22 protein-coding genes are annotated in these 25,455 nt (G+C 69.7%); 13 read left to right on the plus strand and 9 right to left on the minus strand.

Going from position 1 to position 25,455, the window contains the following annotated elements; genetic code table 11:
• Nucleotides 1-47: 47 nt before the first annotated feature.
• From coaE to GGQ63_RS15755, 3 genes are read right to left on the minus strand one after another with little or no spacing between them, the layout of a single operon-like run.
• Nucleotides 48-659, minus strand: a complete 612-nt coding sequence (gene coaE / locus GGQ63_RS15745) for a dephospho-CoA kinase (RefSeq protein WP_183857504.1) — start codon at nucleotides 657-659, stop codon at nucleotides 48-50.
• A complete protein-coding gene (locus GGQ63_RS15750; RefSeq protein WP_183857506.1) occupies nucleotides 656-1,507 on the minus strand; it encodes a shikimate dehydrogenase in 852 nt (283 codons plus the stop codon). The genes coaE and GGQ63_RS15750 overlap by 4 nt, the downstream gene beginning before the upstream one ends.
• A 7-nt stretch (nucleotides 1,508-1,514) precedes the next feature.
• Nucleotides 1,515-2,111, minus strand: coding sequence for a Maf family protein (locus GGQ63_RS15755; protein ID WP_183857509.1), 597 nt, complete (start codon nucleotides 2,109-2,111; stop codon nucleotides 1,515-1,517).
• Between the two features lie 413 nt (nucleotides 2,112-2,524).
• Between GGQ63_RS15755 and hemE the strand changes: the two genes are divergently transcribed.
• The 3 genes from hemE (at nucleotide 2,525) to rho (ending at nucleotide 5,475) form a co-directional block, all read left to right on the plus strand.
• The gene (hemE, locus tag GGQ63_RS15760; protein ID WP_183857511.1) at nucleotides 2,525-3,580 is read left to right on the plus strand and encodes a uroporphyrinogen decarboxylase; all 1,056 of its coding nucleotides are present in this window, start codon (nucleotides 2,525-2,527) and stop codon (nucleotides 3,578-3,580) included.
• Nucleotides 3,577-4,002 (plus strand): protoporphyrinogen oxidase HemJ, encoded by a 426-nt coding sequence (gene hemJ / locus GGQ63_RS15765; RefSeq protein WP_183857513.1) that lies wholly within the window; start codon nucleotides 3,577-3,579, stop codon nucleotides 4,000-4,002. The genes hemE and hemJ overlap by 4 nt, the downstream gene beginning before the upstream one ends.
• A gap of 207 nt (nucleotides 4,003-4,209) precedes the next feature.
• Nucleotides 4,210-5,475 (plus strand): transcription termination factor Rho, encoded by a 1,266-nt coding sequence (gene rho, locus GGQ63_RS15770; RefSeq protein ID WP_183857515.1) that lies wholly within the window; start codon nucleotides 4,210-4,212, stop codon nucleotides 5,473-5,475.
• Here the strand turns inward: rho and GGQ63_RS15775 are convergent.
• The gene (locus GGQ63_RS15775; RefSeq protein WP_183857517.1) at nucleotides 5,460-7,484 is read right to left on the minus strand and encodes a thioredoxin domain-containing protein; all 2,025 of its coding nucleotides are present in this window, start codon (nucleotides 7,482-7,484) and stop codon (nucleotides 5,460-5,462) included. The genes rho and GGQ63_RS15775 overlap by 16 nt on opposite strands.
• A gap of 62 nt (nucleotides 7,485-7,546) precedes the next feature.
• Here GGQ63_RS15775 and mnmE point away from each other — a divergent pair, with 62 nt between their 5' ends.
• The 5 genes from mnmE (at nucleotide 7,547) to GGQ63_RS15800 (ending at nucleotide 13,252) form a co-directional block, all read left to right on the plus strand.
• Nucleotides 7,547-8,890, plus strand: coding sequence for a tRNA uridine-5-carboxymethylaminomethyl(34) synthesis GTPase MnmE (gene mnmE, locus GGQ63_RS15780; RefSeq protein ID WP_183857601.1), 1,344 nt, complete (start codon nucleotides 7,547-7,549; stop codon nucleotides 8,888-8,890).
• A gap of 81 nt (nucleotides 8,891-8,971) precedes the next feature.
• Nucleotides 8,972-10,840, plus strand: coding sequence for a tRNA uridine-5-carboxymethylaminomethyl(34) synthesis enzyme MnmG (gene mnmG / locus GGQ63_RS15785; protein WP_210308531.1), 1,869 nt, complete (start codon nucleotides 8,972-8,974; stop codon nucleotides 10,838-10,840).
• A complete protein-coding gene (gene rsmG, locus GGQ63_RS15790) occupies nucleotides 10,837-11,478 on the plus strand; it encodes a 16S rRNA (guanine(527)-N(7))-methyltransferase RsmG (protein WP_183857519.1) in 642 nt (213 codons plus the stop codon). Before mnmG ends, rsmG begins: the two co-directional genes overlap by 4 nt.
• Before the next feature lie 28 nt (nucleotides 11,479-11,506).
• Nucleotides 11,507-12,367: a ParA family protein gene (locus GGQ63_RS15795; protein ID WP_281380209.1), complete on the plus strand. Its 861-nt coding sequence runs from the start codon at nucleotides 11,507-11,509 to the stop codon at nucleotides 12,365-12,367.
• A 12-nt stretch (nucleotides 12,368-12,379) separates the two neighbouring features.
• Nucleotides 12,380-13,252, plus strand: coding sequence for a ParB/RepB/Spo0J family partition protein (locus GGQ63_RS15800; RefSeq protein WP_183857521.1), 873 nt, complete (start codon nucleotides 12,380-12,382; stop codon nucleotides 13,250-13,252).
• 74 nt (nucleotides 13,253-13,326) lie between these two features.
• Here GGQ63_RS15800 and holA read toward each other — a convergent pair whose 3' ends face one another.
• The 3 genes from holA to leuS are packed head-to-tail and all read right to left on the minus strand — an operon-like array spanning nucleotide 13,327 to nucleotide 17,528.
• Nucleotides 13,327-14,358: a DNA polymerase III subunit delta gene (gene holA / locus GGQ63_RS15805; protein WP_183857522.1), complete on the minus strand. Its 1,032-nt coding sequence runs from the start codon at nucleotides 14,356-14,358 to the stop codon at nucleotides 13,327-13,329.
• Nucleotides 14,359-14,380: 22 nt separating this feature from the next.
• Nucleotides 14,381-14,932, minus strand: a complete 552-nt coding sequence (gene lptE / locus GGQ63_RS15810) for an LPS assembly lipoprotein LptE (RefSeq protein ID WP_183857524.1) — start codon at nucleotides 14,930-14,932, stop codon at nucleotides 14,381-14,383.
• Nucleotides 14,919-17,528 (minus strand): leucine--tRNA ligase, encoded by a 2,610-nt coding sequence (leuS, locus tag GGQ63_RS15815; RefSeq protein ID WP_183857526.1) that lies wholly within the window; start codon nucleotides 17,526-17,528, stop codon nucleotides 14,919-14,921. Before leuS ends, lptE begins: the two co-directional genes overlap by 14 nt.
• A gap of 178 nt (nucleotides 17,529-17,706) precedes the next feature.
• Here leuS and GGQ63_RS15820 point away from each other — a divergent pair, with 178 nt between their 5' ends.
• Entirely contained in the window at nucleotides 17,707-18,381 is a 675-nt protein-coding gene (locus GGQ63_RS15820; protein ID WP_183857528.1) for a YggS family pyridoxal phosphate-dependent enzyme, read from the plus strand.
• Nucleotides 18,382-18,386: 5 nt separating this feature from the next.
• Here the strand turns inward: GGQ63_RS15820 and GGQ63_RS15825 are convergent, their stop codons facing one another.
• Nucleotides 18,387-18,917, minus strand: coding sequence for a L,D-transpeptidase family protein (locus GGQ63_RS15825; protein WP_183857530.1), 531 nt, complete (start codon nucleotides 18,915-18,917; stop codon nucleotides 18,387-18,389).
• Nucleotides 18,918-19,037: 120 nt separating this feature from the next.
• Here GGQ63_RS15825 and GGQ63_RS15830 point away from each other — a divergent pair, with 120 nt between their 5' ends.
• Nucleotides 19,038-19,721 carry a response regulator transcription factor gene (locus tag GGQ63_RS15830; protein WP_183857533.1) on the plus strand — a complete coding sequence of 228 codons (684 nt, stop codon included), beginning with the start codon at nucleotides 19,038-19,040 and terminating at the stop codon, nucleotides 19,719-19,721.
• 37 nt (nucleotides 19,722-19,758) lie between these two features.
• Nucleotides 19,759-20,223 carry a cyclic nucleotide-binding domain-containing protein gene (locus tag GGQ63_RS15835; RefSeq protein ID WP_183857535.1) on the plus strand — a complete coding sequence of 155 codons (465 nt, stop codon included), beginning with the start codon at nucleotides 19,759-19,761 and terminating at the stop codon, nucleotides 20,221-20,223.
• On the opposite strand, the gene GGQ63_RS15840 is transcribed toward GGQ63_RS15835, so the two are convergent.
• Nucleotides 20,211-20,903, minus strand: a complete 693-nt coding sequence (locus GGQ63_RS15840) for a TetR/AcrR family transcriptional regulator (RefSeq protein ID WP_183857536.1) — start codon at nucleotides 20,901-20,903, stop codon at nucleotides 20,211-20,213. The two genes, GGQ63_RS15835 and GGQ63_RS15840, sit on opposite strands and share 13 nt — an antisense overlap.
• Before the next feature lie 224 nt (nucleotides 20,904-21,127).
• Between GGQ63_RS15840 and GGQ63_RS15845 the strand changes: the two genes are divergently transcribed.
• Together GGQ63_RS15845 and GGQ63_RS15850 are read left to right on the plus strand one after the other, a co-directional pair.
• Nucleotides 21,128-22,201 (plus strand): efflux RND transporter periplasmic adaptor subunit, encoded by a 1,074-nt coding sequence (locus tag GGQ63_RS15845; RefSeq protein ID WP_183857538.1) that lies wholly within the window; start codon nucleotides 21,128-21,130, stop codon nucleotides 22,199-22,201.
• A 14-nt stretch (nucleotides 22,202-22,215) separates the two neighbouring features.
• Nucleotides 22,216-25,365 carry an efflux RND transporter permease subunit gene (locus tag GGQ63_RS15850; RefSeq protein ID WP_183857540.1) on the plus strand — a complete coding sequence of 1,050 codons (3,150 nt, stop codon included), beginning with the start codon at nucleotides 22,216-22,218 and terminating at the stop codon, nucleotides 25,363-25,365.
• Nucleotides 25,366-25,455: the final 90 nt, after the last annotated feature.

Here is a 25,455-nt window from a genome sequence, read left to right on the forward strand (position 1 = left end):
CGGCCGCCGATGGTGGCCGAAGCGGGGACATGACACAAGATGCCGCGTCAGCGCATCCCCTGTCCGCGCGCCGCGGCGGACCCGGCGAGGGCGCGCAGGATATCGGCAACGGCCCGTTCCGCCGCGTCGAGGCCGAAGGAGGTGTCGATCAGGAAATGCGCGCGCCGGCGCTTCTCGGCATCCGGCATCTGACGGGCGAGGAGGGCTTCGAAGCGCGCCTCCGTCATCCCCGGCCGGGCGAGCACACGGCTGCGCTGGATGCCGGGCGCTGCCGTGACGACGAGGACGGCGTCCACCCGTGCCGCGCCGCCGGTCTCGAAGAGGAGCGGCACATCGAGAACGAGGACCCGGCGGCCCGCAGCTGCCGCATCGGCTGCGAAGCGCCGCTCCTCGGCGCGGACCAGCGGATGGACGATCGCCTCCAGCCGCAGAAGCGCCGCACGGTCCGCGGCGACGATCGCGCCGAGCCGCGCCCGGTCGATCGCACCACCGGTGACGACGCCCGGAAAGGCCGCTTCGACGGACGCGACGGCAGAGCCGCGATAGAGCCTGTGCACCGCGGCATCGGCATCGAAGACGGCCGCCCCGCGCGCGGCGAACATCTTCGCCGTCGTCGACTTGCCCATGCCGACCGAGCCGGTCAGCCCGAGAACGATCATGCCGTGACGCCGAGATCGGCGAGCACCAGTGCCCGGAGCGCCGGGGTGACCGTCGGCCGGACGCCGAACCAGCGCTCGAAGCCCGGCACCGCCTGATGGAGCAGCATGCCGAGCCCGTCGACCGTCGACCGGCCGGTGGCGCGCGCCGCGGCGAGGAAGGGCGTCTCGAGCGGCACATAGACGATGTCGGTGACGAGCGCATCGGCACCGAGCGGCGCGAGATCGACGACGAGCGGGGGCTCGCCCTTCATGCCGAGCGAGGTGGTGTTGACGAGGATTCGCGCGCCCGGCAGCAGGCCCGGCAGATCCTCCCAGCCGGCCGGACGAACCGCCGGTCCGAACCGCTCGGCGAGGGCTTCGGCCCGGTCGCGGCTGCGGTTGACGACGAAGACCGGCGCGAAACCCCGGCCGATCAGCCCGTGGATCACCGCGCGGGCCGCGCCGCCGGCGCCGAGCACCACCGCCGGCCCGGGTGCGGCGTCCCAGCCGGGGGCCTGCTGATCGAGATTGCCGAGAAAGCCCGCGACGTCGGTATTGCCGCCGATCAGCCGGCCGTCCTCGAGCCACAGCGTGTTGACCGCGCCGAGCGCCGTCGCGACCGGATCGTGCCGCTCCGCCGCGGCGAAGGCGGCCTCCTTGTGCGGCACGGTGACATTGCCGCCGCGATAAGGACCTTCGGCGAGACCGCGAAGAAAGCCGCCGATCTCGTCGGGCGGCACCGGCAGGCGCAGATAATCCCCGGCAATGCCATGCTCGGCGAGCCAGTGCCGATGGATGATCGGCGAGCGGGAATGGGCGATCGGCCAGCCGACGACGAAGGCGGTCGGCACGGCGGGTTCGGCGCTCATCGGGTCCTCACGGCAGAACGAGGCCTTCACCGCGCAGCGCCGCGAGGAGCGGCAGCAGCGGCAGGCCGAGAATGGTGAAATAGTCGCCCTCGATCCGCTCGAAGAGCTGGATGCCGATACCCTCGAGCTGATAGGCGCCGACCGAGCGGGTGACCGCATCGCCGGCGCGGTCGAGATAGCGGTCGAGCGCCTCCCCGTCGAGCGGCCGAAGCGTCAGGGACGCAGAGGCGAGGTGGCGCCACGAGATCGCGCCGCCGCGGGCGAGCGCGACGGCCGAGCGCAGATGATGGGTCCGCCCTGAAAGACGGGCGAGCTGCGCCTTGGCGCCCGCGCGGCCATCGGGCTTGACGAAACGCTCGCCGGCGAGATCGAGCACCTGATCGCCGCCGATCACGAGAGCATCCGGACGCCGCCGCGACACGGCGAGCGCCTTTGCCTGGGCGAGCGCATCGGCGACCTCCGCCGGCGTCGCGCCCGCGGCGAGCAGCGGTTCCTCGAGGGCCCGTTCGTCGACATCGGCGCCGACCGCCTCGAAGGAAAGCCCGGCGCCGCGCAGGAGCGCGATGCGGGCGCTGCTCGTCGAGGCGAGAATGAGTGTCGTCATCGCGTCATCGCTGCGTGAGAGAGCGTTTGTCCCCAGCCCTGTGGACGGCACGGGACGATGAGGCCCGCCCGGACAGGGCGCCTCGGGACTGTCCCCGAAGCCGCGAAAACGATCAACAGCCGATCGCATCGAGTCCGGAATCCGTGTGCGGAAGAAGATCGGGCATGAAGCCGGTTGTCCCGGACAGGGACGGAGACATCCCCGACAGCGGGGTTGCCGCGATGCCAGCAGGTGCTTCCATTCGTTAACGAAATGGAAATATCCCCGGTCTTCAGGAAAGCCGGGAGCGCCTGATCGACAAGCCGCCCGAACGCCTGCGCCGGGCCGCCGCGTTGTGGGCAGGCGCGAACCGCGCTAATCCACGCCCAATCTAAAGAAGACTCTAGAAACAAGACTCTTAAGGTTTGGTAAAAATGGATGGAAAGCCCCGAGGCTCGGTGCGGGCCGACAATCGGCTGATGCGCGTCCTCGCCGGCACGCCCGTCGCGCCGCCGCCGCTCTGGCTGATGCGGCAGGCCGGCCGCTATCTGCCCGAATATCGCGCGGTGCGGGCGGAGGCCGGCTCCTTTCTCGATCTCTGTTTCTCGCCGGCAAAGGCCGCGGAGGTGACGCTGCAGCCGATCCGCCGGTTCGGCTTCGACGCGGCGATCCTCTTTTCCGACATCCTCGTCGTTCCGCACGCCCTCGGCCGCACCGTCCGCTTCGTCGAGGGCGAAGGCCCGCGGCTCGAGCCGATCGATGCGGCGGGCATCGAAGCGCTCGACGAGGAGGGCATCGCGACCCGGCTCGCGCCGGTCTACGAGACGGTCGCCCGGCTGCGGCAGGATCTGCCGCGCGAGACGGCGCTGATCGGCTTCTGCGGGGCACCCTTCACGGTCGCCACCTATATGGTCGCCGGCAAGGGCTCGCCCGACCAGGCGCCGACCCGGCTCTTCGCCGCGCGCGATCCCGCCGCCTTCGATCGGCTGATCGACCGGCTGGTGACGGCCTCGGCGGACTATCTGCTGCGTCAGGTGGCGGCGGGCGCCGACGTGCTGATGATCTTCGATTCCTGGGCGGGCGCGCTCGGCGGCGACGATTTCCTGCGCTGGTCGGCCGAGCCGATCGCGCGGATCGTCGAGACGGTGCGGGCCGCCGCGCCGGGTGTCCCGGTGATCGGCTTCCCGAAGGGCGCGGGCCTCGGGCTCGAGACCTTCCTGCGACGCACCGGTGTCGACGCGGTCGGGCTCGACTGGACGGTGCCGCTCGAGTTCGCACGGGACCGCCTGCAGCCGCTCGCCGCGCTGCAGGGCAATCTCGATCCGATGGTGCTCGTCGTCGGCGGCGCGACGCTCGATCGCGCCGTCGACCGCATTCTGGAGACGCTCGGCAGCGGGCGGCTGATCTTCAATCTCGGCCATGGCATCGTGCCGGAAACGCCGATCGCCCATGTCGAGCGGCTGGTCGAGCGGGTGAGGAGGGGCGGATGATCTATCTCTGGGTGAAGGCGCTGCACGTCATCGCGATCATCGCCTGGATGGCGGGGCTGCTCTATCTGCCGCGCCTCTTCGTCTACCACACCAAGGCGGCGGCGGGTTCGGCGGAGGCCGAGACCTTCAAGGTGATGGAGCGGCGGCTTCTGAAGGCGATCATGAACCCGGCGATGATCGTCGCCTGGCTCGCCGGGCTCTGGCTCGCCTCGACGACCTCCGCCTGGACCGAAGGTTGGTTTCACCTCAAGCTGATGCTTGTCGTGATCCTCTCGGCCTACCATATGTGGCTCGGAGCGAAGCGCCGCGCCTTCGAGGCGGACGCCAACCGGATCTCGGAGCGCGGCTGGCGCTTCCTCAACGAGGTTCCGACGCTCCTGATGATCGGCATCGTCATCGCGGTGATCGTCCGGCCCTTCTGAGCCGGTCGCGATCGTTCCTGCCGCGGCTCTTGCCGCGGCGCAGACGAGCGACTATGGTGCCGGCACCGCGTCGAAGCAGACGGGCGCCGGTTGCGCAGCCTTGCGCACCTGAAGCGTCACGCCAGGGTCCTCCCCGGATCCGCAAGGCTCAAGTTCTGCGCCTCCTCTCTTTCATTCGCCCAAACGATCGAGCGAGATTCGCATTCAATGCGCGAAATCAAACTACAAGACTTGAAGGCGAAGTCGCCGACCGAACTGGTCGCCTTCGCCGAGGAATACGAGGTCGAGAACGCGAGCACCATGCGCAAGCAGGAGCTCATGTTCGCGATCCTGAAGCAGCTCGCGGCGCGCGACATCGACATCATCGGCGAGGGGGTGGTCGAGGTGCTGCAGGACGGCTTCGGCTTCCTGCGCTCACCCGACGCCAACTATCTCGCCGGACCTGACGACATCTATGTCTCGCCCTCGCAAATCCGTCGTTTTTCGCTGCGCACCGGCGACACGGTCGAGGGCCAGATTCGCGGTCCGAAGGATGGCGAGCGCTATTTCGCCCTCCTGAAGGTCAATCTGATCAATTTCGAGGACCCGGAAAAGGCGCGCCACAAGGTCCATTTCGACAATCTGACGCCGCTCTATCCGAACGAGCGGTTCAAGATGGAGCCGGAGTTTCCGACCTCGAAGGATATGACGCCGCGCGTCATCGATCTCGTCGCGCCGCTCGGCAAGGGCCAGCGCGCGCTGATCACCGCGCCGCCGCGGACCGGCAAGACGGTGTTCCTGCAGAACATCGCCTCGTCGATCGCGACCAACCATCCCGAGTGCTATCTGATCGTCCTGCTGATCGACGAGCGGCCGGAAGAAGTCACCGACATGCAGCGCTCGGTGAAGGGCGAGGTGATCTCCTCGACCTTCGACGAGCCGGCGACCCGCCATGTCGCCGTCGCCGAAATGGTGATCGAGAAGGCGAAGCGCCTCGTCGAGCATGGCCGCGACGTCGTCATCCTGCTCGATTCGATCACCCGTCTCGGCCGCGCCTACAACACCGTCGTGCCGTCCTCCGGCAAGGTGCTGACCGGCGGCGTCGACGCCAATGCCCTGCAGCGGCCGAAGCGCTTCTTCGGCGCGGCGCGCAACATCGAAGAGGGCGGCTCGCTCACCATCATCGCCACGGCGCTGATCGACACCGGCAGCCGCATGGACGAAGTGATCTTCGAGGAGTTCAAGGGCACCGGCAATTCCGAGATCATTCTCGACCGCAAGGTGGCCGACAAGCGCGTCTTCCCGGCGATCGACATCACGCGGTCCGGCACCCGCAAGGAAGAGCTGCTCGTTCCGCCGGACATTCTCAAGAAGACCTTCGTGCTCCGCCGCATCCTCAATCCGATGGGTACCGTCGATGCGATCGAGTTCGTGCTCGACAAGCTGCGGCAGACGAAGAGCAACGCCGATTTCTTCGATCAGATGAACACCTGATCCGGCGCATCAAGCGCGGCGGCGAGCGCCGCCGCCTCGGTCACCGGCAGAGAACAGCGGCCTTCGCGGCACAGATGGGCGGTCGGCTTCCCCCCGACCGCCTTTTTTCCGTGTGCCGGATGAGCGGGGGGAAGCATTTCGCCGTCGGCCCGGCGATCGAGGATGAGGTTCGGATTACGGGCCGCGCGGACGGTGCCAAGGAGCGCCTCCGCCTCCTGGCCTTCGGACGAGACGATCAGGACGAGCGTTCCGAAGAGGCGGAGGTCGAGCGCCGAGAGGAGGCTCGCCGTGCCGAAGACATTGCCGACCATCACCGGCCGCGCGGCCTCGAGCAGCCGGTCGGCGCGCGCGCGCCACCGGTCATCGCCGCTCAGGTGCCACAGCCGCACATGGGCCGACGCGGCGAGGCCGTGCGGATTGGGTGTCGCCTCGTCGAGCCGTTCGACGGGCCGCAACACCAGCTCCTCGGCATCGTCGGCGGTGAAATGGAAGCCGCCGGCCCCGTCGCCGTGATGGCGCTCGAGGGCGTCGAGCCAGCGGATGGCGTCCTCGATATAGGCGGCGCCCCCGGTCGCGCGATGGAGCGCGAGCGCCGCCGAGGCCATACCGGCGAGGTCGCCCGCAAAGCCGGGGAAGACCAGCCGGCCGTCCTTCCACGCATGGCCGAGGCGATCGCCGCGGGCCATCGTGGTCGCGACGAAGCGATAGGCGGTCTCGGCGGCTTCGATCAGGTCTGGTCGGTCGAGCCGGAAGCCCGAATCGGCAAGCCCGGTGATCGCGAGGCCGTTCCAGTCGGCGAGAATCTTGTCGTCGCGGCCGGGCCTCGGCCGGGTCTCGCGCTCGGCCCGCAGGGTGGCGAGAAGCGCCGGAAGACGGTCCTGCTCGTCATCGGTGAGGCGGTCGCCCCGCAATCGATTCGGAACCGAAACGCCCTCCCAATTGCCGCCGGGCCGGATGTCATAGGCGCGCCCGACAAGTTCGGCATCGGCCGGTGGCAGCGCGGCCGCCAGCGCGTCGGGTGTCCAGATATAGAAGCGTCCCTCCTCCCCTTCCGAATCCGCGTCGAGGCTGGCGGCGAAGGCGCCACCCTCGAGCCGCATCTCGCGCGCCATCCAGCCGGCGACCTGATCGATTCGGATCCGGAACAATCCGGAGCGATGGGCGTGGGCCGCGAGCCGGGTCAGCAACTGGCCGTTGTCGTAGAGCATTTTCTCGAAATGCGGCACCAGCCATTCCGCGTCGACGCTGTAGCGCGCCAGCCCGCCGCCGATATGGTCGTAGATTCCACCTTCGCACAGACTGGTCAGCGTGGTGTCGACGAGTTGGGCCAGATCGCGGCGGCCGGTCCGGCCCGCCGTCCGGTCTAGAAAGCCGAGGACCGAAGCGTTCGGGAATTTCGGCGCGCCCCGTGTCCCGCCGCGCTCGCGGTCCATCAGGGAGAGGAGACTGTCCGCGGCGCGGTCGAGGAGATCGGGGCCGAGTGCGGGCATCGCCTCCGGGCTCGGCTCGGGCCGTCGGAGATGATCGAGCAGACGGCCGGCCTGGCCGGTCACCTTCCCGCGCTCGCGCTGCCAGAGGTCGGAAACAGCCTCGAGCACGGCGACGAAGCCGGGACGTCCGTAGAGCGGCGTCTTCGGAAAATAGGTGCCGCCCCAGAAAGGGGCTCCGGCCGGGGTCAGGAACATGGTCAGCGGCCAGCCACCCTGGTCGCCGAGGGCCTGGAGTGCCTTCATGTAGATCTGGTCGATGTCGGGCCGCTCCTCGCGATCGACCTTGATATTGACGAACAGCCGGTTCATCACCGCCGCGACCGTCTCGTCCTCGAAACTCTCATGCGCCATGACATGGCACCAGTGACATGCGGCGTAGCCGACGGAGAGCAGGATCGGCTTGTCCGAGGCCGCGGCCTCGGCGAGCGCGTCCGGTCCCCAGGGTCGCCAATGGACGGGGTTGTCACGGTGCTGCAGCAAATAGGGGCTCGTCTCGTGACGGAGCAGGTTTTCCGACATGCCGGTCTCCCGTGGGTCGCGTCCGATCAATCTGGGGCGCCGGGGCGCGCGAGGCCAGCTCGATGAGCGAGGCTACGATCTTCGCGCTGTCGAGCGGCGCACCGCCGGCCGGCGTCGCCGTCATCCGGGTGAGCGGTGAGGGCGTCCGATTCGGACTCGAAACGATTATCGGTCCTCTTCCGCCGCCGCGCCGCGCCGCGCTGAGGCCGATTCGGGATCCGCGCACTGGCGAGCTGCTCGACGCCGGTCTGGTGTTGTTTTTCCCTGGACCGCACAGTTTCACCGGCGAGGATGTCGCTGAGCTGCAGATCCATGGGGGCCGAGCGGTGGTTGCCGCGGTGCTCGACACACTCGGCGGACTGCCCGGCTTCGCACCGGCCGAGGCGGGCGCTTTCACCCGGCGTGCCTTCGAGAACGGCCGTCTCGACCTGACCGAGGTCGAGGGGCTGGCCGACCTCGTTCAGGCGGAGACGGCCTGGCAGCGCCGGCTCGCGCGGGCGCAGGCCGGCGGCGCGTTGAGATCGCTCTATGACGGCTGGCGGTCTCGGCTGATCCGGGCGCGGGCGCTGATCGAGGCGGAACTCGACTTTCCGGATGAGGAGGATGTGCCGGGCTCGGTGTCGGAGCGGGTCTGGGCCGACATCGCGGTGCTCTCCACGGAAGTGGAGGTCCATCTGGCGCGCGCGGAATGGGGGGAGCGCGCCCGGTCGGGGTTCGAGATCGTGCTGCTCGGGCCACCCAATGCGGGGAAGTCGAGCTTGCTGAACGCACTCGCCGGGCGGGACGTCGCGATCGTCACGGACGAGCCGGGGACAACCCGTGATCTGATCGAGGTGCGGCTCGACCTGGCCGGCTATCCCGTGACGCTGGTTGATACCGCGGGCTTGCGGCAGGCCACGGGGCGGGTGGAAGAGGAGGGGATCCGCCGCGCCCTCGCCCGCGGCGCTCGCGCCGACCTCCTCCTTCGGCTCGACCCGGCGGACGAGATGGTGCAGCCGCGATCGGCTCCGGATGGGGTGGCGCCGGAGGGGCCGCCCGCGCTCCGGATCGCCAGTAAGGCGGACGTGATCGATTCGGACTCGAAACATTTCCTGCGGGAAGCGGGGAGCATGCCGGTTTCCTCGACCACTGGGGAAGGGTTGGACGACCTGATCCGTGCGATCGGCCGGGCGCTGGGTGTCGCGGAGCCGCCGCCCGACCTCGCCCTGCCCAATCGTGCGCGCCATCGGGCCGGGCTGCTCGCGCTCTCCGAATCCCTGCAAGCTGCGCGAAAGAGCGGTCTTGCGCTCGAACTGCGGGCCGAGGAACTGCGGCGCGCCGGTGATGCGCTCGGCCGCCTCACGGGTCGGATCGATGTCGAGGACATGCTCGACGTCATCTTTCGCGAGTTCTGTATTGGCAAGTGACCGCTTCACGTGACCGGTGACCGTTTCACGTGAAACAGCCGCCGCTTTGACGGACGTTGGGCGATCCGCTAGGAAGCCGCCATGATGGATGTTCCTCCCTTCGATGTCGTGGTGATCGGCGGCGGCCACGCCGGCTGTGAGGCCGCGGCGGCGGCCGCGCGACTCGGAGCCAGAACGGCGCTCGTCACTCAAAAGGCCGAAACGATCGGCGTGATGTCGTGCAATCCAGCGATCGGCGGGCTCGGCAAGGGGCATCTGGTGCGGGAGATCGATGCGCTCGACGGCCTGATGGGTCGTATCGCCGACGCGGCTGGCATCCAGTTCCGCGTCCTCAACCGACGGAAGGGGCCTGCGGTGCGCGGTCCCCGAACCCAGGCGGACCGCAGGCTCTATCGCGAGGCGATGCAGGCGGCGATTGCTGAAACACCAAGCCTGACGGTCGTCGAGGGCGAGGCCGACGACATTCTGGTCGAGGGCGGCCGCGTCACGGCGGTGCGTCTTCTCGACGGGCGTCTCCTGAGCTGTGGCGCGGCGGTGCTGACCACGGGCACCTTCCTTCGCGGCCTGATCCATATCGGCGAGACCAAGATCCCGGCCGGCCGGGCCGGCGAGAAGCCGTCGCTGGGTCTCTCGGCGACCCTCGCACGGGAAGGCTTCGCGCTCGGCCGGCTGAAGACCGGGACGCCGCCACGCCTCGACGGACGGACCATCGACTGGTCCGGACTCGATCGGCAGGGGGCTGACGATCCTCCGGAACCGTTCTCGACCCTGACGACGGCCATCCGCAATCCGCAGATCGAATGCGGTGTCACCCGCACGACGCCGGCGACTCATGCGATCATCGAGGCCAATCTCGCCCGGTCGCCGATGTATTCGGGCCAGATCGAGAGCCGCGGGCCGCGCTACTGCCCGTCGATCGAGGACAAGATCGTGCGCTTCGGAGAGAGGGACGGACACCAGATCTTTCTCGAGCCGGAGGGTCTGGACGACGACACCGTCTATCCGAACGGCATTTCGACCTCGTTGCCGGAGGATGTGCAGACGGCGCTCGTCGCTTCGATCCCGGGCCTCGAGCACGCGCGGATCCTGCGGCCCGGCTATGCCATCGAATATGACCATGTCGACCCGCGCGAACTGACGCCGAGTTTGGAGACCAGAAGGGTCGCCGGGCTGTTCCTTGCAGGCCAGATCAACGGTACGACGGGTTATGAGGAAGCGGGCGGTCAGGGCCTGGTCGCGGGGCTCAATGCGGCGCGTCGCGCGGCCGGGATGGACGGCGTCGTCTTCAGTCGCGCCGAGAGCTATCTCGGCGTGATGATCGATGACCTCACGACGCGTGGCGTCACCGAGCCCTATCGGATGTTCACCTCGCGCGCCGAGTTTCGGCTCTCGCTCCGCGCGGACAATGCGGATCAACGGTTGACACCGCTCGGCGAGACGATCGGCTGCGTCGGCGCCACCCGTCGCGCCGCCTTCGCGCAGAAGAGGGCTGCGCTGGCGGCGGCCCGTGCCGCCTTCGAGTCCGTCGCCCTCACTCCGGATGCGGCGGCCCGCCATGGCTTGGCGATCAATCGCGACGGCGTCCGCCGGAGCGGCTTCGACCTGCTGTCGCGACCGGACATCACGGTGCAGACGCTCGCGGCGATCTTTCCCGAGCTGCGCGCGATCCCTGCCGCCATTGCGGAGCAGGTCGAGACCGACGCGAAGTATTCGGTCTACCTCGTACGACAGGAGGCCGATCGGGCGGCTCTCCGGCGCGACGAGGCGATCTCGCTCGACCCGATCGGCTCCTATGCGGACATGCCCGGCCTTTCGAACGAGCTTCGGCAGAAGCTCGACCGCCTTCGGCCTCCGACGCTCGGCCATGCGGCGCGCATAGAGGGGATGACGCCGGCCGCGCTGGCGATCCTGCTCGGCCATGCCCGCAAGGCGATCGGAGCGCGGGCGTGAGTGCGGCGGAAGGGCCCGGTGCCGTCGAGCGCGTCCTCCCCGTTTCACGTGAAACGCGCCAGCGGCTGGAGACCTATGTCGCTCTCATCCGGCGTTGGCAGCCGGCGCAGAACCTCGTCTCGCCGCAGACGCTCGATACGCTCTGGACCCGACACATCGCCGACTGCGCCCAGCTCGTCGCGCTGTTCCCCGACGATTTGCGCTGGGTCGATCTCGGCTCCGGCGCCGGCCTGCCCGGCCTCGTCACCGCGATCCTGCTTGCGGATCGGCCCGGCGCGAAGGTTCATCTGGTCGAGAGCAATCAGCGCAAATGCGCCTTCCTGCGGGCGGCGATCCGCGAGACCGGCGCGCCGGCCGTCGTGGCCGAAGGCCGGATCGATTCGGTTCTGAAACAATTCGACGCGCCGGTCGATCGGATCAGCGCCCGCGCGCTCGCTTCATTCGCCGCTCTTCTCGACCTGTCGGCGCCGCTCCTCGCCCGCGGCGTGCCGGCCGCCTTCCACAAAGGTGCGGATTTCGCCGCCGAGCGCGCGGAAGCCTCTCAATCCTGGACGCTCGATCTGGTAGAACATCAAAGCATGATCGACCCGCGTGGCCTCGTCGTCGAGATCCGCAGGGCCGTCCGCCGAGACGTTTGACCGCGTCGCCAGGACCCCGGAGGCCGCCATGACGCAGATCGAGACAGCCGCATTACCCAGCCCTGCCGCGTCGCGCCTGCCCAGGCTGCCGCGCGTGCTGGCGCTCGCCAATCAGAAGGGCGGCGTCGGCAAGACGACGACGGCGATCAATCTCGGCACCGCCCTCGCCGCAATCGGTGAGGAGGTGCTGATCGTCGATCTCGATCCGCAGGGCAACGCTTCGACCGGCCTCGGCATCGACCGGCGCAGCCGCCAGGTCTCGACCTATGACCTCCTGATCGGCGAGGCGCGTCTCGCGGAGGTCGTCAAGGAGACGGCCGTGCCGCGGCTCTCCGTGGCGCCCTCGACGCTCGACCTGCTCGGCGTCGAACTGGAGATCGCGGCCCAGAGCGATCGCGCCTTCCGGCTGCGGCGTGCGATCGCCGATCACATGGCGCGGGCGGAATCGATTCGGGGCCGAAACTATACCTATGTGCTCGTCGACTGCCCGCCCTCGCTCAATCTCCTCACCATCAACGCGCTCTCCGCGGCGCATTCGATTCTCGTGCCGCTGCAGTGTGAGTTTTTCGCGCTCGAAGGCCTGTCGCAGCTGCTGCAGACGGTGGAGCAGGTGCGCCGGGCGCTCAATCCCGAACTGTCCATTCATGGCATCGTGCTCACCATGTTCGATGGGCGCAACAATCTGTCGAGCGAGGTGGTCGCGGAAGTGCGCGCCAATATGGGCGATGCGGTCTACGACACGATCATCCCGCGCAATGTCCGGATTTCGGAGGCGCCCTCGCACGGCAAGCCGGTGCTGCTCTACGATTTCAAGAGCACCGGCAGCCAGGCCTATCTGCGCCTCGCCTCGGAGATCATCCAGCGCGAGAAGCGCCTGCGTGCCGCGTAAGGAGAACGAGGGATGAGTGAGGAGATCGGGCGGCGCCGCTTGGGCCGCGGGCTCGCGGCGCTGATCGGCGACATGGATACCGAAGCCGCCGTGGTCGACCGCGCGCGCACGAGCCGCCGCGTGCCCGTCGAGTTTCTGCGGCCGAACCCGCGCAATCCGAGAAAGTCCTTCGAGGAGGGCGACCTCGCCGATCTCTCCGCGTCGATCCGCGAGAAGGGGATCATGCAGCCGATCCTCGTCCGGCCCGTGCCGGGATCGAGCGATGCCTTCGAGATCATCGCCGGCGAGCGCCGCTGGCGGGCGGCGCAGCGTGCCGGACTGCACGAAGTGCCGGTGCTGATCCACGAGGTCTCCGACAAGGAGGCGCTCGAGCTCGCGATCATCGAGAACGTCCAGCGGCAGGATCTCAACGCCCTCGAGGAGGCGCTCGGCTATCAGCAGCTGATCGACGAGTTCGGCTACAGCCAGTCGGCGCTCGCCGACGTGATCGGCAAGAGCCGTCCGCATGTCGCCAACACGCTGCGGCTGCTCAAGCTGCCGCCGCCGGTGCAGGCGCATCTGCGCGAGGGCCGGCTGACGGCGGGCCATGCGCGTGCGCTCGTGACGGTCGAGGATCCGGTGGCGATGGCCGAGCGGATCGTCGAGGCCGGGCTCACGGTGCGCGATGCCGAGGCGCTCGGCCAGCAGCAGCCCGCGAGGGAGGGCGTGCCGCGGCGGCCGCGGAGCGACAAGGACGCCGACACCCGGGCGCTCGAAAGGGCGCTTTCCGATACGCTCGGCCTCGTCGTGTCGATCGAGCACAAGGCGAACGGCACCGGCACGGTCGCCATCCGCTACCGCTCGCTCGACCAGCTCGACGAACTCTGCCGACGCCTGCAGGGCTGAACCGCGCCGGAAGGCCGTCAGATACGCCCGGGCGTGCCACGCCTCTCTGGCGCTTCGCGACGGTGTCGACGTCGTCAGCGGCGCGGGCGGGCCTGCACCGCGATGGCGAGCATCGCCTGGGCGAGCACGGTGTCGGCCATCGCCCCGCCGATCCGGCTTTCGAAAAGCGCGCCGTCGAGCCGCTCGAGCGCGGCCGCCAGCCGGCCGCTCGTCCAGGCCGAGAGCTGCGCGCCGACCTTCGGGCGCCGCTGGAAGAAGAGCGGCGGCGTGACCGCGTCGAGTGCCGCCTCGACCGAGCCTCCGGCCTCGACGAGCCCGCGGAGGCGATGCAGCAGCTGGAGATGGCGCAGGCATGCGCCGGCGACCACGAAGCCCGCGGTGCCCGAGCCGACGAGCCGACGGAAGGCGCGGTCGAAGCCCGCCGGATCGCCGCCCGCGACCGCATCGACCGCATCGTCGATCGCGAAGGCCCCGGCGTCGCCGACGACCGCGCGAACCGTGTCGAGATCGACCCGGCCGGTGCCGCGTGCATAGAGGGCGAGCTTGCGCACCTCGTTGCGGCTGGCGAGCCGGTCGGCGCCGAGCAGCGTCTTCAGAGCGGCCCGCGCATCGCGGTCGATCGAGAGGTTTTCGAGCGCCAGCTCGTCGTCGACCAGACGGTCGAGCGCCGCGCCACTGTCGGAATAGCAGGCGATCGCGGCGGCGCCCTTGGCGTTCTCGCAGAGCCGGCGCAGGCCGACGCCCTTTTTCAGATCTCCGGCCTCGAGGATCACGAAAGCGTCTCGCGGCGGGGCGGCGAGTACGGCCTCGACGGCGGTCTGCACCGCCTTGCCACCATCGGCGCGCAGCCAGATGGCGCGGGTTCCGCCGAAGAGCGGCACCGTGTTTGCTTCATCGGCGAGGCGGCCGGGGTCGCCGGAGAGCGCCGCGGAATCGAGCTTGACGAGGGCGAAGGGGTCATCTCCGCCACCGATCACGCGGGTGGAGAATGTGGCCGCCCGTTCCGAGACGAGGCCGGTATCGGGTCCGTAGAAGAGCACGACGCGGAAGGCGGGGTCGGGCGACTGGAGAAAGCGCTCGACCTCCTGAGGGCGGATCGCCGTCATGCGGCCGGCCCGGGCGACCCGCTCAGCGGTGGTCGCGGACGAGCACCGCGGCAATCCGCAGCCGCATGTCTTCGGCGATCAGCTGCGAGGCGCGGTCCTGCGCGTCGATCAGGGCCCGCTCGTTCGCGAACTGCTGGTTCGAGCGGTCGTAGGACGCGACGCCGCGGCTGGTGCCGCGTGTGACGGAGCGCCCGGTCTTGATCTCGGTGAGCTCATAGACCGCGGTCACCGTGACCGAATAGGCGGGCGAGGACTCGTCGCGGTCGAAGCCCAGGCGCGTTTCGCTCGAGGTCACCTGCAGCGACAGATCATAGAGCGGATCCGCTTCATCGCCGCCGCCGGTAAAGGCGAAGATCAGGTCGTTGCGGACCTGCTGCGCGACCCGGCCGGAAACGCTCGCGATCGAGATCGCGGCCAGTTCGGCGGAGACGCCGGGCCGCGCCCCGATTTCCGTCGAGCCCGCCATGAAGACCGGGGTGACGGTGCAGCCGGCGAGGCCGAGCGCGAGAAGCGCCGCGGCCGCCCCGGCGACGATCCGGCGCGGCGCGCCGGGAAGACGATCAGACGACGACATTCACGATCCTCTTCGGCACCACGATGATCTTCTTCGGCAGGCGCCCTTCGAGCGCCCGCAGAACGGTCTCGTCCGCGAGCGTCGCCGCTTCGATCTCAGCTTGGGACGCCCCCGCGGCGATTGTCAATTCGGCACGCTTCTTACCATTGATCTGGACCGGGAGCACGATCTCATCGGCGACGAGGAGCGCCGGATCGACGATCGGCCAAGCCGCCTCCGCGACGAGCCCGTCGCGGCCGAGCAGCACGCCGCATTCCTCGGCGAGATGGGGCACCATCGGGGCGACGACCGCGACGAGGAACTCGGCCGCCTCGCGCAGCGCGAAGGCGAGGTCCGCGGCCGGCGTCCCGCTCCGCGCGGCGGCGAGCGCCTCGCCGAAGGCGTTGGCGAAGGCGTGCACGCGGGCGACGGCGACGTTGAAGCGCAGCCGCTCGATATCGGCTTCGACATCGGCCGCCAGCCGATGGGCGGCGCGGCGGAGCGCGGTCGATTCGGGTCCGAAACGCTCCGGCAGCGCTGCGCCGGCCGGCGCGCCGAGTTCGATCGCCTCGTTGATCTGGCGGAACAGCCGCTGGGCGAAGCGCCAGGCGCCTTCGATGCCGGCCTCCGTCCATTCGCTGTCGCGCTCGGGCGGCGTGTCGGAGAGCATGAACCAGCGGGCGCAGTCGACGCCATAGGTGTCGGCGACCACTTCGGGGGGAACGACGTTCCGCTTCGACTTCGACATCTTCTCGGGCGGACCGACCGTGACCGGCTCGTCGGTGCCGCGCCGGACCGCGCTGCCGTCGGCGCGCTTCTCGACCTCCTCGGGGAACAGCCATTTGCCGTTCACGTCCTTATAGGTCTCGTGGACGATCATGCCCTGGGTGAAGAGCCCTGCGAAGGGTTCCTTGACCGAGATGCGGCCGCAGGATTCGAGCGCGCGGGTGAAGAAGCGCGCGTAGAGGAGGTGCAGGATCGCGTGCTCGATGCCGCCGATATACTGGTCGACCGGTAGCCAATGGTCGACGGCGGCGCGGTCGAGCGCACCGTCCGGGCCGCTCGCGAAGCGGGCGAAATACCAGGACGAATCGACGAAGGTGTCCATCGTGTCGGTCTCGCGCCGTGCCGGCCCGCCGCATCTCGGGCAGGCGACCGAGCGCCAGGCGGTGTGGCGGTCGAGCGGATTGCCCGGCCGGTCGAAGCTGACGTCGTCCGGCAGGAGCACCGGCAGCTCGGCCTGCGGCACCGGCACCGGGCCGCAGCTCTGGCAATGGATGACCGGGATCGGGCAGCCCCAATAGCGCTGGCGGGAAATGCCCCAGTCGCGCAGGCGGAAATTGACCTTCCGTTCGCCCTGCGGCGCACCATCGAGCGTCTGGCTCTCGAGGCGGGCGGCGACGGCGTCCTTCGCCTCGGCGACCGTCAGTCCGTCGAGGAAGTCGGAATGGATCAGCCGGCCGTCGCCGTCGAGGGCGACATCGCCCTCGAATGCCGCGTCCCCCGGCATGGCCGCACCGTCGGGGAGCACCACCTGCTTGACGGGGAGGCCGTATTTCCGGGCGAAATCGAGATCGCGCTGGTCGTGCGCCGGGCAGCCGAAGATCGCGCCCGTGCCGTAATCCAGCAGGATGAAATTGGCGACATAGACGGGCAGGAACCAGCCCGGCACGAGCGGATGCTCGGCCTTGATGCCGGTGTCGAAGCCCTTCTTCTCCATGGTCTCGATCTCTTCGGCCGAGGTGCCGCCGCGCTTGCACTCCTCGATGAAGGCGCCGAGTTCCGCATTGCCGGCCGAAGCGAGTCTGGCGAGCGGATGGTCGGCGGCGACGGCGAGGAAGGAGGCGCCGTAGAGCGTGTCGGGCCGCGTCGTATAGACCTTGAGGCTCGGGAAATCGGGCGAGGAAAGCCGGAAGCGGACCTCGAGGCCTTCGGACCGGCCGATCCAGTTCCGCTGCATCAGCCGCACCTTGTCGGGCCAGCGGTCGAGTTCGTCGAGCGCCGACAGGAGATCGTCGGCGAAATGGGTAATGCGGAAGAACCACTGCGCCAGCTTCTTGCGCTCGACCACCGCACCGGAGCGCCAGCCGCGGCCGTCGATGACCTGCTCGTTGGCGAGCACCGTGTTGTCGACCGGATCCCAGTTCACCTCGCTCTCGCGCCGGTAGACGAGACCCTTCTCGAACAGATCGACGAAAAGCCGCTGCTGTTCCGCGTAATAGTCCGGGTCGCAGGTGGCGACCTCGCGGTTCCAGTCGAGCGACAGGCCGAGCAGCTTCAGCTGCTCCTTCATCGCCGCGATGTTCTCGTAGGTCCAGGTCTTCGGGTGGATGCCGCGCTCGATCGCGGCGTTCTCGGCCGGCAGGCCGAAGGCGTCCCAGCCCATCGGATGCAGGACGTTGAAACCCTTCATCCGCTTGAAGCGCGCGACGACGTCGCCCATCACATAATTGCGGCCGTGGCCGATATGGATGCGGCCCGACGGATAGGGGAACATCTCGAGGACGTAGTATTTCGGCCGCGGATCGTCGTTGCGGGTCCTGAAGATCTCGCGATCCGCCCAGACGCGCTGCCAGCGCGGTTCCGTCTCGCGGGGATTGTAGCGTTCTGTGGCCATGCGTGGTCTTGATGTCCGGAGAGGCGCGGGGGAGAAGGCGCGTGCGCGCGCCCGCGAAAAGTCGGCAGCGACCTTCACCAGAAAGACCCGGACCGGTCAACCGCCTTCGCGGTGCGGCGGTTGAGCGGTGTCGGCCGCCGTGATAGGGCCGCGGCGGACCCGATCGGAGGATCAGAGCGTGAGCGATGCGGCGGCGGCCCTCGGAGAAGTGAGGGCGCGGATCGAAGCGGCGGAGCGGGCTGCCGGCCGGCCGGCCGGCGCGGTGACGCTGGTCGCGGTGTCGAAGACCTATGAGGCGGAGGCGATCCGGCCGGTGATCGCCGCCGGTCAGCGGGTGTTCGGCGAGAACCGCGTACAGGAGGCGGCCGGCAAATGGCCGGCGCTCCGGGCCGAGCATCCCGATCTCGATCTGCATCTGATCGGGCCGCTGCAATCGAACAAGGCCGCCGATGCGGTGCGGCTCTTCGATGCCATCCACACGGTCGACCGCGACAAGATCGCCGTCGCGCTCGCCGCCGAGATGGCGCGGCAGGGGCGCAGGCCGCGGCTCTTCGTTCAGGTGAATACCGGGCTCGAATCCCAGAAGGCCGGCATCGACCCGCGCGAGGCGGTCGCCTTCGTCGCGCGCTGCCGCGACGCGCACGGCCTGTCGATCGAGGGCCTGATGGCGATCCCGCCGGCCGACGAGGCGCCGGCGCCGCATTTCGCGCTGCTGAAGAAGCTCGCGGGGGAGGCGGGCGTCGCGGCGCTCTCGATGGGGATGAGCGGCGATTTCGAGACGGCGATCGCCTTCGGCGCGACCCATGTCCGCGTCGGCAGCGCGATCTTCGGCGCCCGTCCGCCGGTCGGCTGAACGGCTCAGACGACCCGCAGCACCGCGCCGCGCCCTGCGGCCGCGAGCAGGCGGCGCATCGCCGGCAGGGTGACCGCGACGCAGCCCTCGGTCGGTGCGAAGCCGGGACGGGCGAGATGGAGAAAGATGGCGCTGCCGCGGCCGGGCCTGCGGCGGGAGAGGTTCCAGTCGAGCACCACGACGATGTCGTAGAGCCGGTCGTCGCGCCACAGCCGCTCGCAGCGCGCGGGGTGGGGGAGCGGCACGGGCCGGTTGTAGCGCCGGTCGGCCGGGTCGTCGCACCAGCCGTCATTGCGGCCGATCGACCGCACCGACAGCGCCGTCACGGGGCGCGGCACCCGGTCGCGGCGGTAGAGCACGGCGACGAGGGCGAGATCGCCGGCGGGCGTCGCGCCGTCGCCCTCACGCTTGCCCACCCGCCGGATTCCGCTGCGGCCGAGCGCACAGGGCAGCGTGGAGCTTCCGACGCGCACGACACCCAGCCGGCGATCGAGCGGACGAGCCCGCACCTTCAAAACGGCGGTCCGCGACCCCATATGTCCACCACCCTTCTCTGCGGCTTGCACGCGGTTCGCTCCGGGCGCTACATCTTTGTACGGCAACGCGCAATCCGGGACGCCGCCGAAGCCGTCTCCCTGCCGAGGACCGAGGCGCCGATGACCGCACGCAAGATCCTTGTCGTCGACGATGACGATCTCCTCCGCGACGGGCTCGTCGAGCAATTGTCGCTCTATGAGGAGTTCGAGATCGGCCAGGCAGGGACGGCGACCGGTGCCGTCCAGCAGGCGAGGAACGGATCGACCGACCTGCTGATCATGGATGTCGGCCTGCCCGACATGGACGGCCGCGAGGCCGTGAAGCTGCTGCGCAAGGGCGGCTTCAAAGCGCCGATCATCATGCTGACCGGCCACGACAGCGAGTCGGACACCATTCTGGGGCTCGAGGCCGGGGCCAACGACTATGTGACGAAGCCCTTCCGCTTCGCTGTTCTCCTCGCCCGCATTCGCGCCCAGCTCCGCCAGCACGAGCAGAGCGAGGACGCCACCTTCTCGATCGGCCGCTACACCTTCCGCCCCTCGGCGAAGATGCTGGTCGACGAGCGCGGATCGAAGGTCCGCCTCACCGAGAAGGAGACGGCGATCCTCAAATACCTCTATCGCGCCGGCGACAAGGTGATCGGCCGCGACGTGCTGCTGCACGAGGTCTGGGGCTACAATTCGGGCGTCACCACCCATACGCTCGAAACCCATATCTACCGGCTGCGGCAGAAGATCGAGCGCGAACCCTCGAATGCCGAGCTTCTGGTGACGGAAGCAGGCGGCTATAAGCTGGTGCCGTGAAGCCGGCGCGGCCGGTCCTTCCGCAGCGGGGGTGCCGATGAGTCTCGAGCAGGACATCGCTCTGTTCAAGCGCGTGCCGCTTTTTTCGGGGCTTTCCGCGGAGCCGCTGCGGCTGATCGCCTTCAGCGCCGTCCGGCTCGACCTCGCCGAGGGCCACACCCTCTTCCGGGCCGACACCAAGGCGCTCTCCGGCTTCGTCGTTCAGGAGGGCCGGATCGAGCTGACCGATCCCGGCAAACGGCCGGGCGCCGGATCGCTCGGCAGTTTCGGGCCGGGCACACTGCTCGGTGAAGCGGCGCTCTTCGTCGAGACGCAGCGCCCCGCGACGGCGACCGCGACGGCGCCCTCGAAGGTGATCGAGATCGATCGCAATCTGATGAAGCGGATGCTCGCCGAATATCCCGACGTCGCGGCGAAACTCTATGCGGCGCTGCGCGGCCGGCTCGCCGGCACGGTGGGCGAGCTCGCGAGGGTGGGCGAGCGGCTCGGTCAGGCCGGCTGAGGCGACGTCCCGGCCGGGGGGGCCGCGAAGCCCCGGTGGATCATGGCGATCATCGTCTCGATCAGGCTGCCGCGATCGGCCCAGGGGAAATCCCGCTTGGCGATCAGCAGCGCGGCGAGCCCGTGTACCGCCGCCCAGACCGTCTGGGTGGCGACGAGCACGTCGCCCCGCCGGATGAACCCCGCCTCCATCTGCGCGCCCACCTCGGCGAGCACGAGGCCGAAGGTCTCGAGCCCGAGCGGCTTCGAATCCCACGCGCGGGCGACGTCCTTGTCGGCCGGATGGCGCAGCACCGCCGGGCTGACCATGAAGGTGAGCTGATACTCTTCCGGGTGTTCGAGCGCGAATTCGATATAGGCCCGGCCGATGGCGTCGAGCCGGTCGAGGCCGGGCGGCATCGACTCGATGACGGTGCGCATGCGTTGGTGCAGGCCGTCGAAGGTGCGGCGGCAGAGCGTGTCGAGGATCTCCTCCTTCGACGAGAAATAGACGTAGAGCCCCGTCTGCGAGAGGCCGACCTTCTCAGCGAGCCGGCGCGTCGTCACCGTCTCATAACCCTCGCAGACGAACATCTGCTTCGCCGCCTCGAGGATCTCGTCGCGGCGTTCATGGCCGAGGCCGCGCGGTTTGCGGCCCCGGGGGGCAACGGCGCGCGGGCCGGGCTTGGTCGCTCTCTTCATCGCTTCGGACGGTCCCTTTCACGTCGTCGGGCGGCTGCCGCATAAGGCACGCGGGCGGGCATTGCGGCAAGTGCCGGACAGCGCGCCGCTCCTCCCGGCCGCCGCCTCAACGGCCGGACCGGGGTCAACGCTCCGCGGCTTTATATGGTCATTGATTAGTGTTCAATGATCATATATCTCGTCTGTCATCGCTGCCGTCCGTTCGCCCCTCGCGAGGCTCGCCCATGCCACTCCCTCTCCCCCGCGCCGCCGCCCTCGCCGTCCTTCTGCCGCTGCTCGCCGCCTGCAGCGAGGCCCAGCCCCAGGCCGCCAAGGCGCCGCCGGTGGTGCAGACCGCGCTCGTCCGGCTCGCCCCCGAGACGGAGGATCGCCGCTATACCGGTGTCGTGGTCGCCCGCCGCGAAGCCGTCGAGGGCTTCCGCGTCGGCGGTCGGATGATCGCGCGGTTGGTCGATGTCGGCGATCGCGTGAAGGCGGGCCAGGTGCTGGCGCGGCTCGATCCGACCGATCTCGATCTCGCCGCGGAGAGCGCGGCGGCGGAGGTCGATGCGGCGAAGGCCGCGCTCGCCCGCGCCGCGGCCGAGGTGGCGCGCGGTGCCGCCCTCGCGGGCCGCAGCTTCGCGAGCGCCTCCGACCTCGAGGGCCGTGAACTGACCCGGGACGAGGCGCGCGGTCGGCTCCTGCGTGCCGAGCGCCAGCACGCGCTGGCCCGTAACCAGCGCGCCTATGCCGAACTCACGGCTTCGGCGGACGGCGTCGTCACCGGGGTCTCGGCGGAGGCGGGCCAGGTGGTCGCCCTCGGTGATCCCGTGCTGACCCTCGCCGCCGATGGCGTGATCGAGGTCTCCGTGGCGATCCCCGAGGGGCGGCTTGGCGATCTCGACGGCGGCGCGGCGACCGTTTCGCTGTGGTCGGACGGCACGACCTATCCGGCGCGGCTGCGCGAACGGGCGCCGGCCGCCGACGCCGCCTCGCGCACCTATGCCGTCCGGTTCGCCTTCGACGATCCGCAGGGCCGGGCACGGCTCGGCATGACCGCGACCGTCGCGCTCACTCGTGGCGATCCGCGTCCCGTCGCGCGCCTGCCGCTGTCCGCCGTGCTCGATCAGGGCGCCGGAGCTGCCGTCTATGTCGTCGGCGAAGGCGGGCGGCTGGCGCTCCGGCCGGTCACCGTGCTGCGCTGGGCCGCGGGCGAGGCGGTCGTCTCCGGTCTCGCCGAAGGGGAGCGGGTGGTGACGCTCGGCGTCAACCGCCTCGCCCCGGACCTCCCCGTCCGCCTCGCCTCCGCCGCGCTTTGACCGAGGGCCGACCGATGACCCGTTTCAACGTCTCGGCCTTCGCGGTCCGCCATCCCGCCCTGATCCTCTTCAGCATCCTGATGATCGCGGCGGCCGGCGCGCTCTCCTATCTCAATCTCGGCCGCGCCGAGGACCCGAGCTTCGTCATCAAGGTGATGAATGTCAGCGCCTTCTGGCCGGGCGCCACCGCCGACGAGATGCAGCGCCTGGTCGCGGACCCGATCGAGAAGACCCTGCAGGAGGCGCCCGAATTCGACCGCGTCCGCACCTATACGGCTCCGGGGGCCGCCTATCTGCAGCTGCAATTGCGCGACTCCGCCGATCCGGCGCAGGTGCCGGACTACTGGTATCAGGTCCGCAAGCGGGTCGGCGACATGGCGGCGTCGCTCCCCTCGGGGGTGCTCGGGCCGTTCTTCAACGACGAATTCGGCGATGTCGATTCCGCCCTCTATACGCTGACCGCCGAGGGCGCCGCACCGCGCGCGCTGAAGGACGAGGCCGAGGCGATCCGCCAGCGGCTCCTCGAGATCGCGGCGGTCGAGAAGGTCCGCTTCTACGGCGTCGAGGACGAGAAGATCTTCGTCGAGTTCAGCCATCGCAAGCTCGCGACGCTCGGCATCACGCCGCAGGCGATCTTCGATTCGATCGCGCGGCAGAACGCCGTCGTGGCTTCGGGCGCCATCGACACCGCCGCCGACCGCGTGGCGCTCCGCGTCACGGGGGCGCTCGACGGACCGGCCGCGCTCGCCGCGGTGCCGGTCGAGGCGAACGGCCGCAGCGTCCGGCTCGGCGACATCGCCACCATCGGCCGCGGCTATGCCGATCCGCCCTCCTATCTGGTCCGGCAGCAGGGCCGGGAAGCGGTGGCGATCGGCGTGGTGATGCGCAAGGGCGAGAACATCCTGTCGCTCGGCGATGCGCTCGCCGCGGCGACGGCCGAGATCCGCGCCGACCTCCCCGTCGGCTTCGAGCTGACCCAGATCGCCGATCAGGCGCATGTCGTCTCGGAATCGGTCGGCGAATTCCTGCACGTCTTCGTCGAGGCGCTCGCCATCGTGCTCCTCGTCTCCTTCCTGTCGCTCGGCTGGCGCACCGGCATCGTCGTCGCGCTCGCGGTGCCGCTCGTCCTCGCCCTCGTGATGGTGGTCATGGACCTGATGGGGATGAGCCTCGAGCGGATCACGCTCGGGGCGCTGATCATCGCGCTCGGCCTCCTGGTCGACGATGCGATCATCGCCGTCGAATCGATGGTGGTGCGGATGGAGGAGGGCTGGGACCGCGTCTCCGCCGCCGGCTATGCCTGGACGGCGACCGCCTTCCCGATGCTGACCGGCACGCTCGTCACCGCGGCCGGCTTCCTGCCGGTCGGCTTCGCCCGCTCGACGACCAGCGAATATGCCGGCGGCATTTTCTGGGTGGTGGCGATCGCCCTCGTCGCCTCGTGGATCGTCGCCGTCGTCTTCACCCCCTATCTCGGCATGAAGCTGCTGCCGGACTTCGCCAAGAGGTCGGAAGGCCGCAAGGCCGCCGCCGGCCACCATGCGGACGGCCTCTACGAGACGCGGCCCTACCGCGCGCTCCGGGCGGCCGTCCGCTGGTGCGTCGGCCATCGCGTCGCGGTCACCCTCGTGACGGTGCTGCTCTTCGCCGGCTCGGTCTATGCCTTCGGCTTCGTGCAGCAGCAGTTCTTTCCGTCCTCGACCCGGCCGGAACTGACCGTCGACATCCGGCTGCCGGAAGGCTCGTCCTTCAAGGCGACGGAGGCGGCGGTCGCCCGCTTCGAGAAGACGGTCGCGGCGGATCCCGAGATCCTCACCTCGACCGCCTATCTCGGCGGCGGCGCGCCGCGCTTCTTCCTCACCATGAATCCCGAACTGCCGAAGGCGAACTACGCCGTCTTCGTTCTGCAGACGGCGGATCAGCAAGCGCGCGAGCGGGTCAAGGCGCGGCTCGAGCATTTCGTCGCCGAAGGCGGCCTGCCCGAGGCCCGGATGCGCATCGCCCGCCTCGCGCTCGGCCCGCCGGTCGGCTTCCCTGTCCAGTTCCGCGTCGTCGGACCCGATCCGGCCACCGTCCGGCCGATCGCCGAGGCGGTGCGCGGCGTAATGGCCGGCGATCCCAACCTCGTCGATCCCAATCTCGACTGGAACGAACGCGTGAAGTCGGTCCGCCTGGTGATCGATCAGGAGCGCGTGCGGGCGCTCGGCCTCACCCCGGCCGAGATCGGCCAGACGCTCGAGACGCTCCTCTCGGGCCATACGGTGACCGAGATCCGCGACGGCATCGAACGGATCGGCGTCGTCGCCCGCGCAGTAGCGGAAGAGCGGCTCGATCTCGACCGGCTGCCGGATCTGACGATCACCAGCCGCGACGGCCGGCCGATCCCGCTCTCGCAGGTCGCCCGGCTCGATTACGGCTTCGAGGAGCCGATCCTGTGGCGGCAGAACCGTGAGACCTTCATCACGGCCCGCGCCGATGTCGTGCCCGGCATCCAGCCTCCGGTCGCCAGCGCGGCCGTGTGGCAGAAGCTGGGCGCGATCCGCGCGAACCTGCCGATGGGCGCGCGGATCGAGATCGGCGGCGATGCGGAGGAGAGCGGCCGGGCGAACGGCGCGATCGCCAAGGTCTTCCCGGCGATGATCCTCGTCATGCTGACGCTCCTGATGATCCAGTTGCAGAGCTTCAGCCGGATCGCGCTCGTGCTCGCCACCGCGCCCCTCGGGCTGATCGGCGCGGCCGCCGCATTGCTCGTCTTCGATCAGCCCTTCGGCTTCGTCGCTTTGCTCGGCGTGATCGCGCTCGCCGGCATGATCATGCGCAACACCGTCATCCTCGTCGATCAGATCGCCCGCGAACAGGCGAGCGGCGCCGATCCGTTCACCGCGGTCGTCGACGCGGCGATCCACCGGGCGCGGCCGGTGCTGCTGACCGCGCTCGCCGCCATCCTCGCGATGATCCCCCTGTCGCGGAATCTCTTCTGGGGGCCGATGGCCTTCGCCATTATGGGAGGGCTCGCCGTCGCGACCGTTCTGACCCTGCTCTTCGTACCGGCTCTCTATGCGCTCTGGTACCGCATCCGGCCGCCGGTCGCGACCGCGGCGGGCGCGGAGCGGGGCGCGCCGCGGCTCCTGGCGGGACCGCAACTCGCCGTGCCGGCCGAGTGAGAACGGAACACAGCGGCCGGTCCCTGAAGGGCGGCCGGGGTCCGCCGGGTGGCGCCGCGCCCGGCGCGCCCGGTGGACCCCGGTCCTGCG

Origin of the sequence: Prosthecomicrobium pneumaticum (assembly GCF_014199915.1) — a bacterium.
Classification (GTDB): Bacteria; Pseudomonadota; Alphaproteobacteria; order Rhizobiales; family Kaistiaceae; genus Prosthecomicrobium; species Prosthecomicrobium pneumaticum.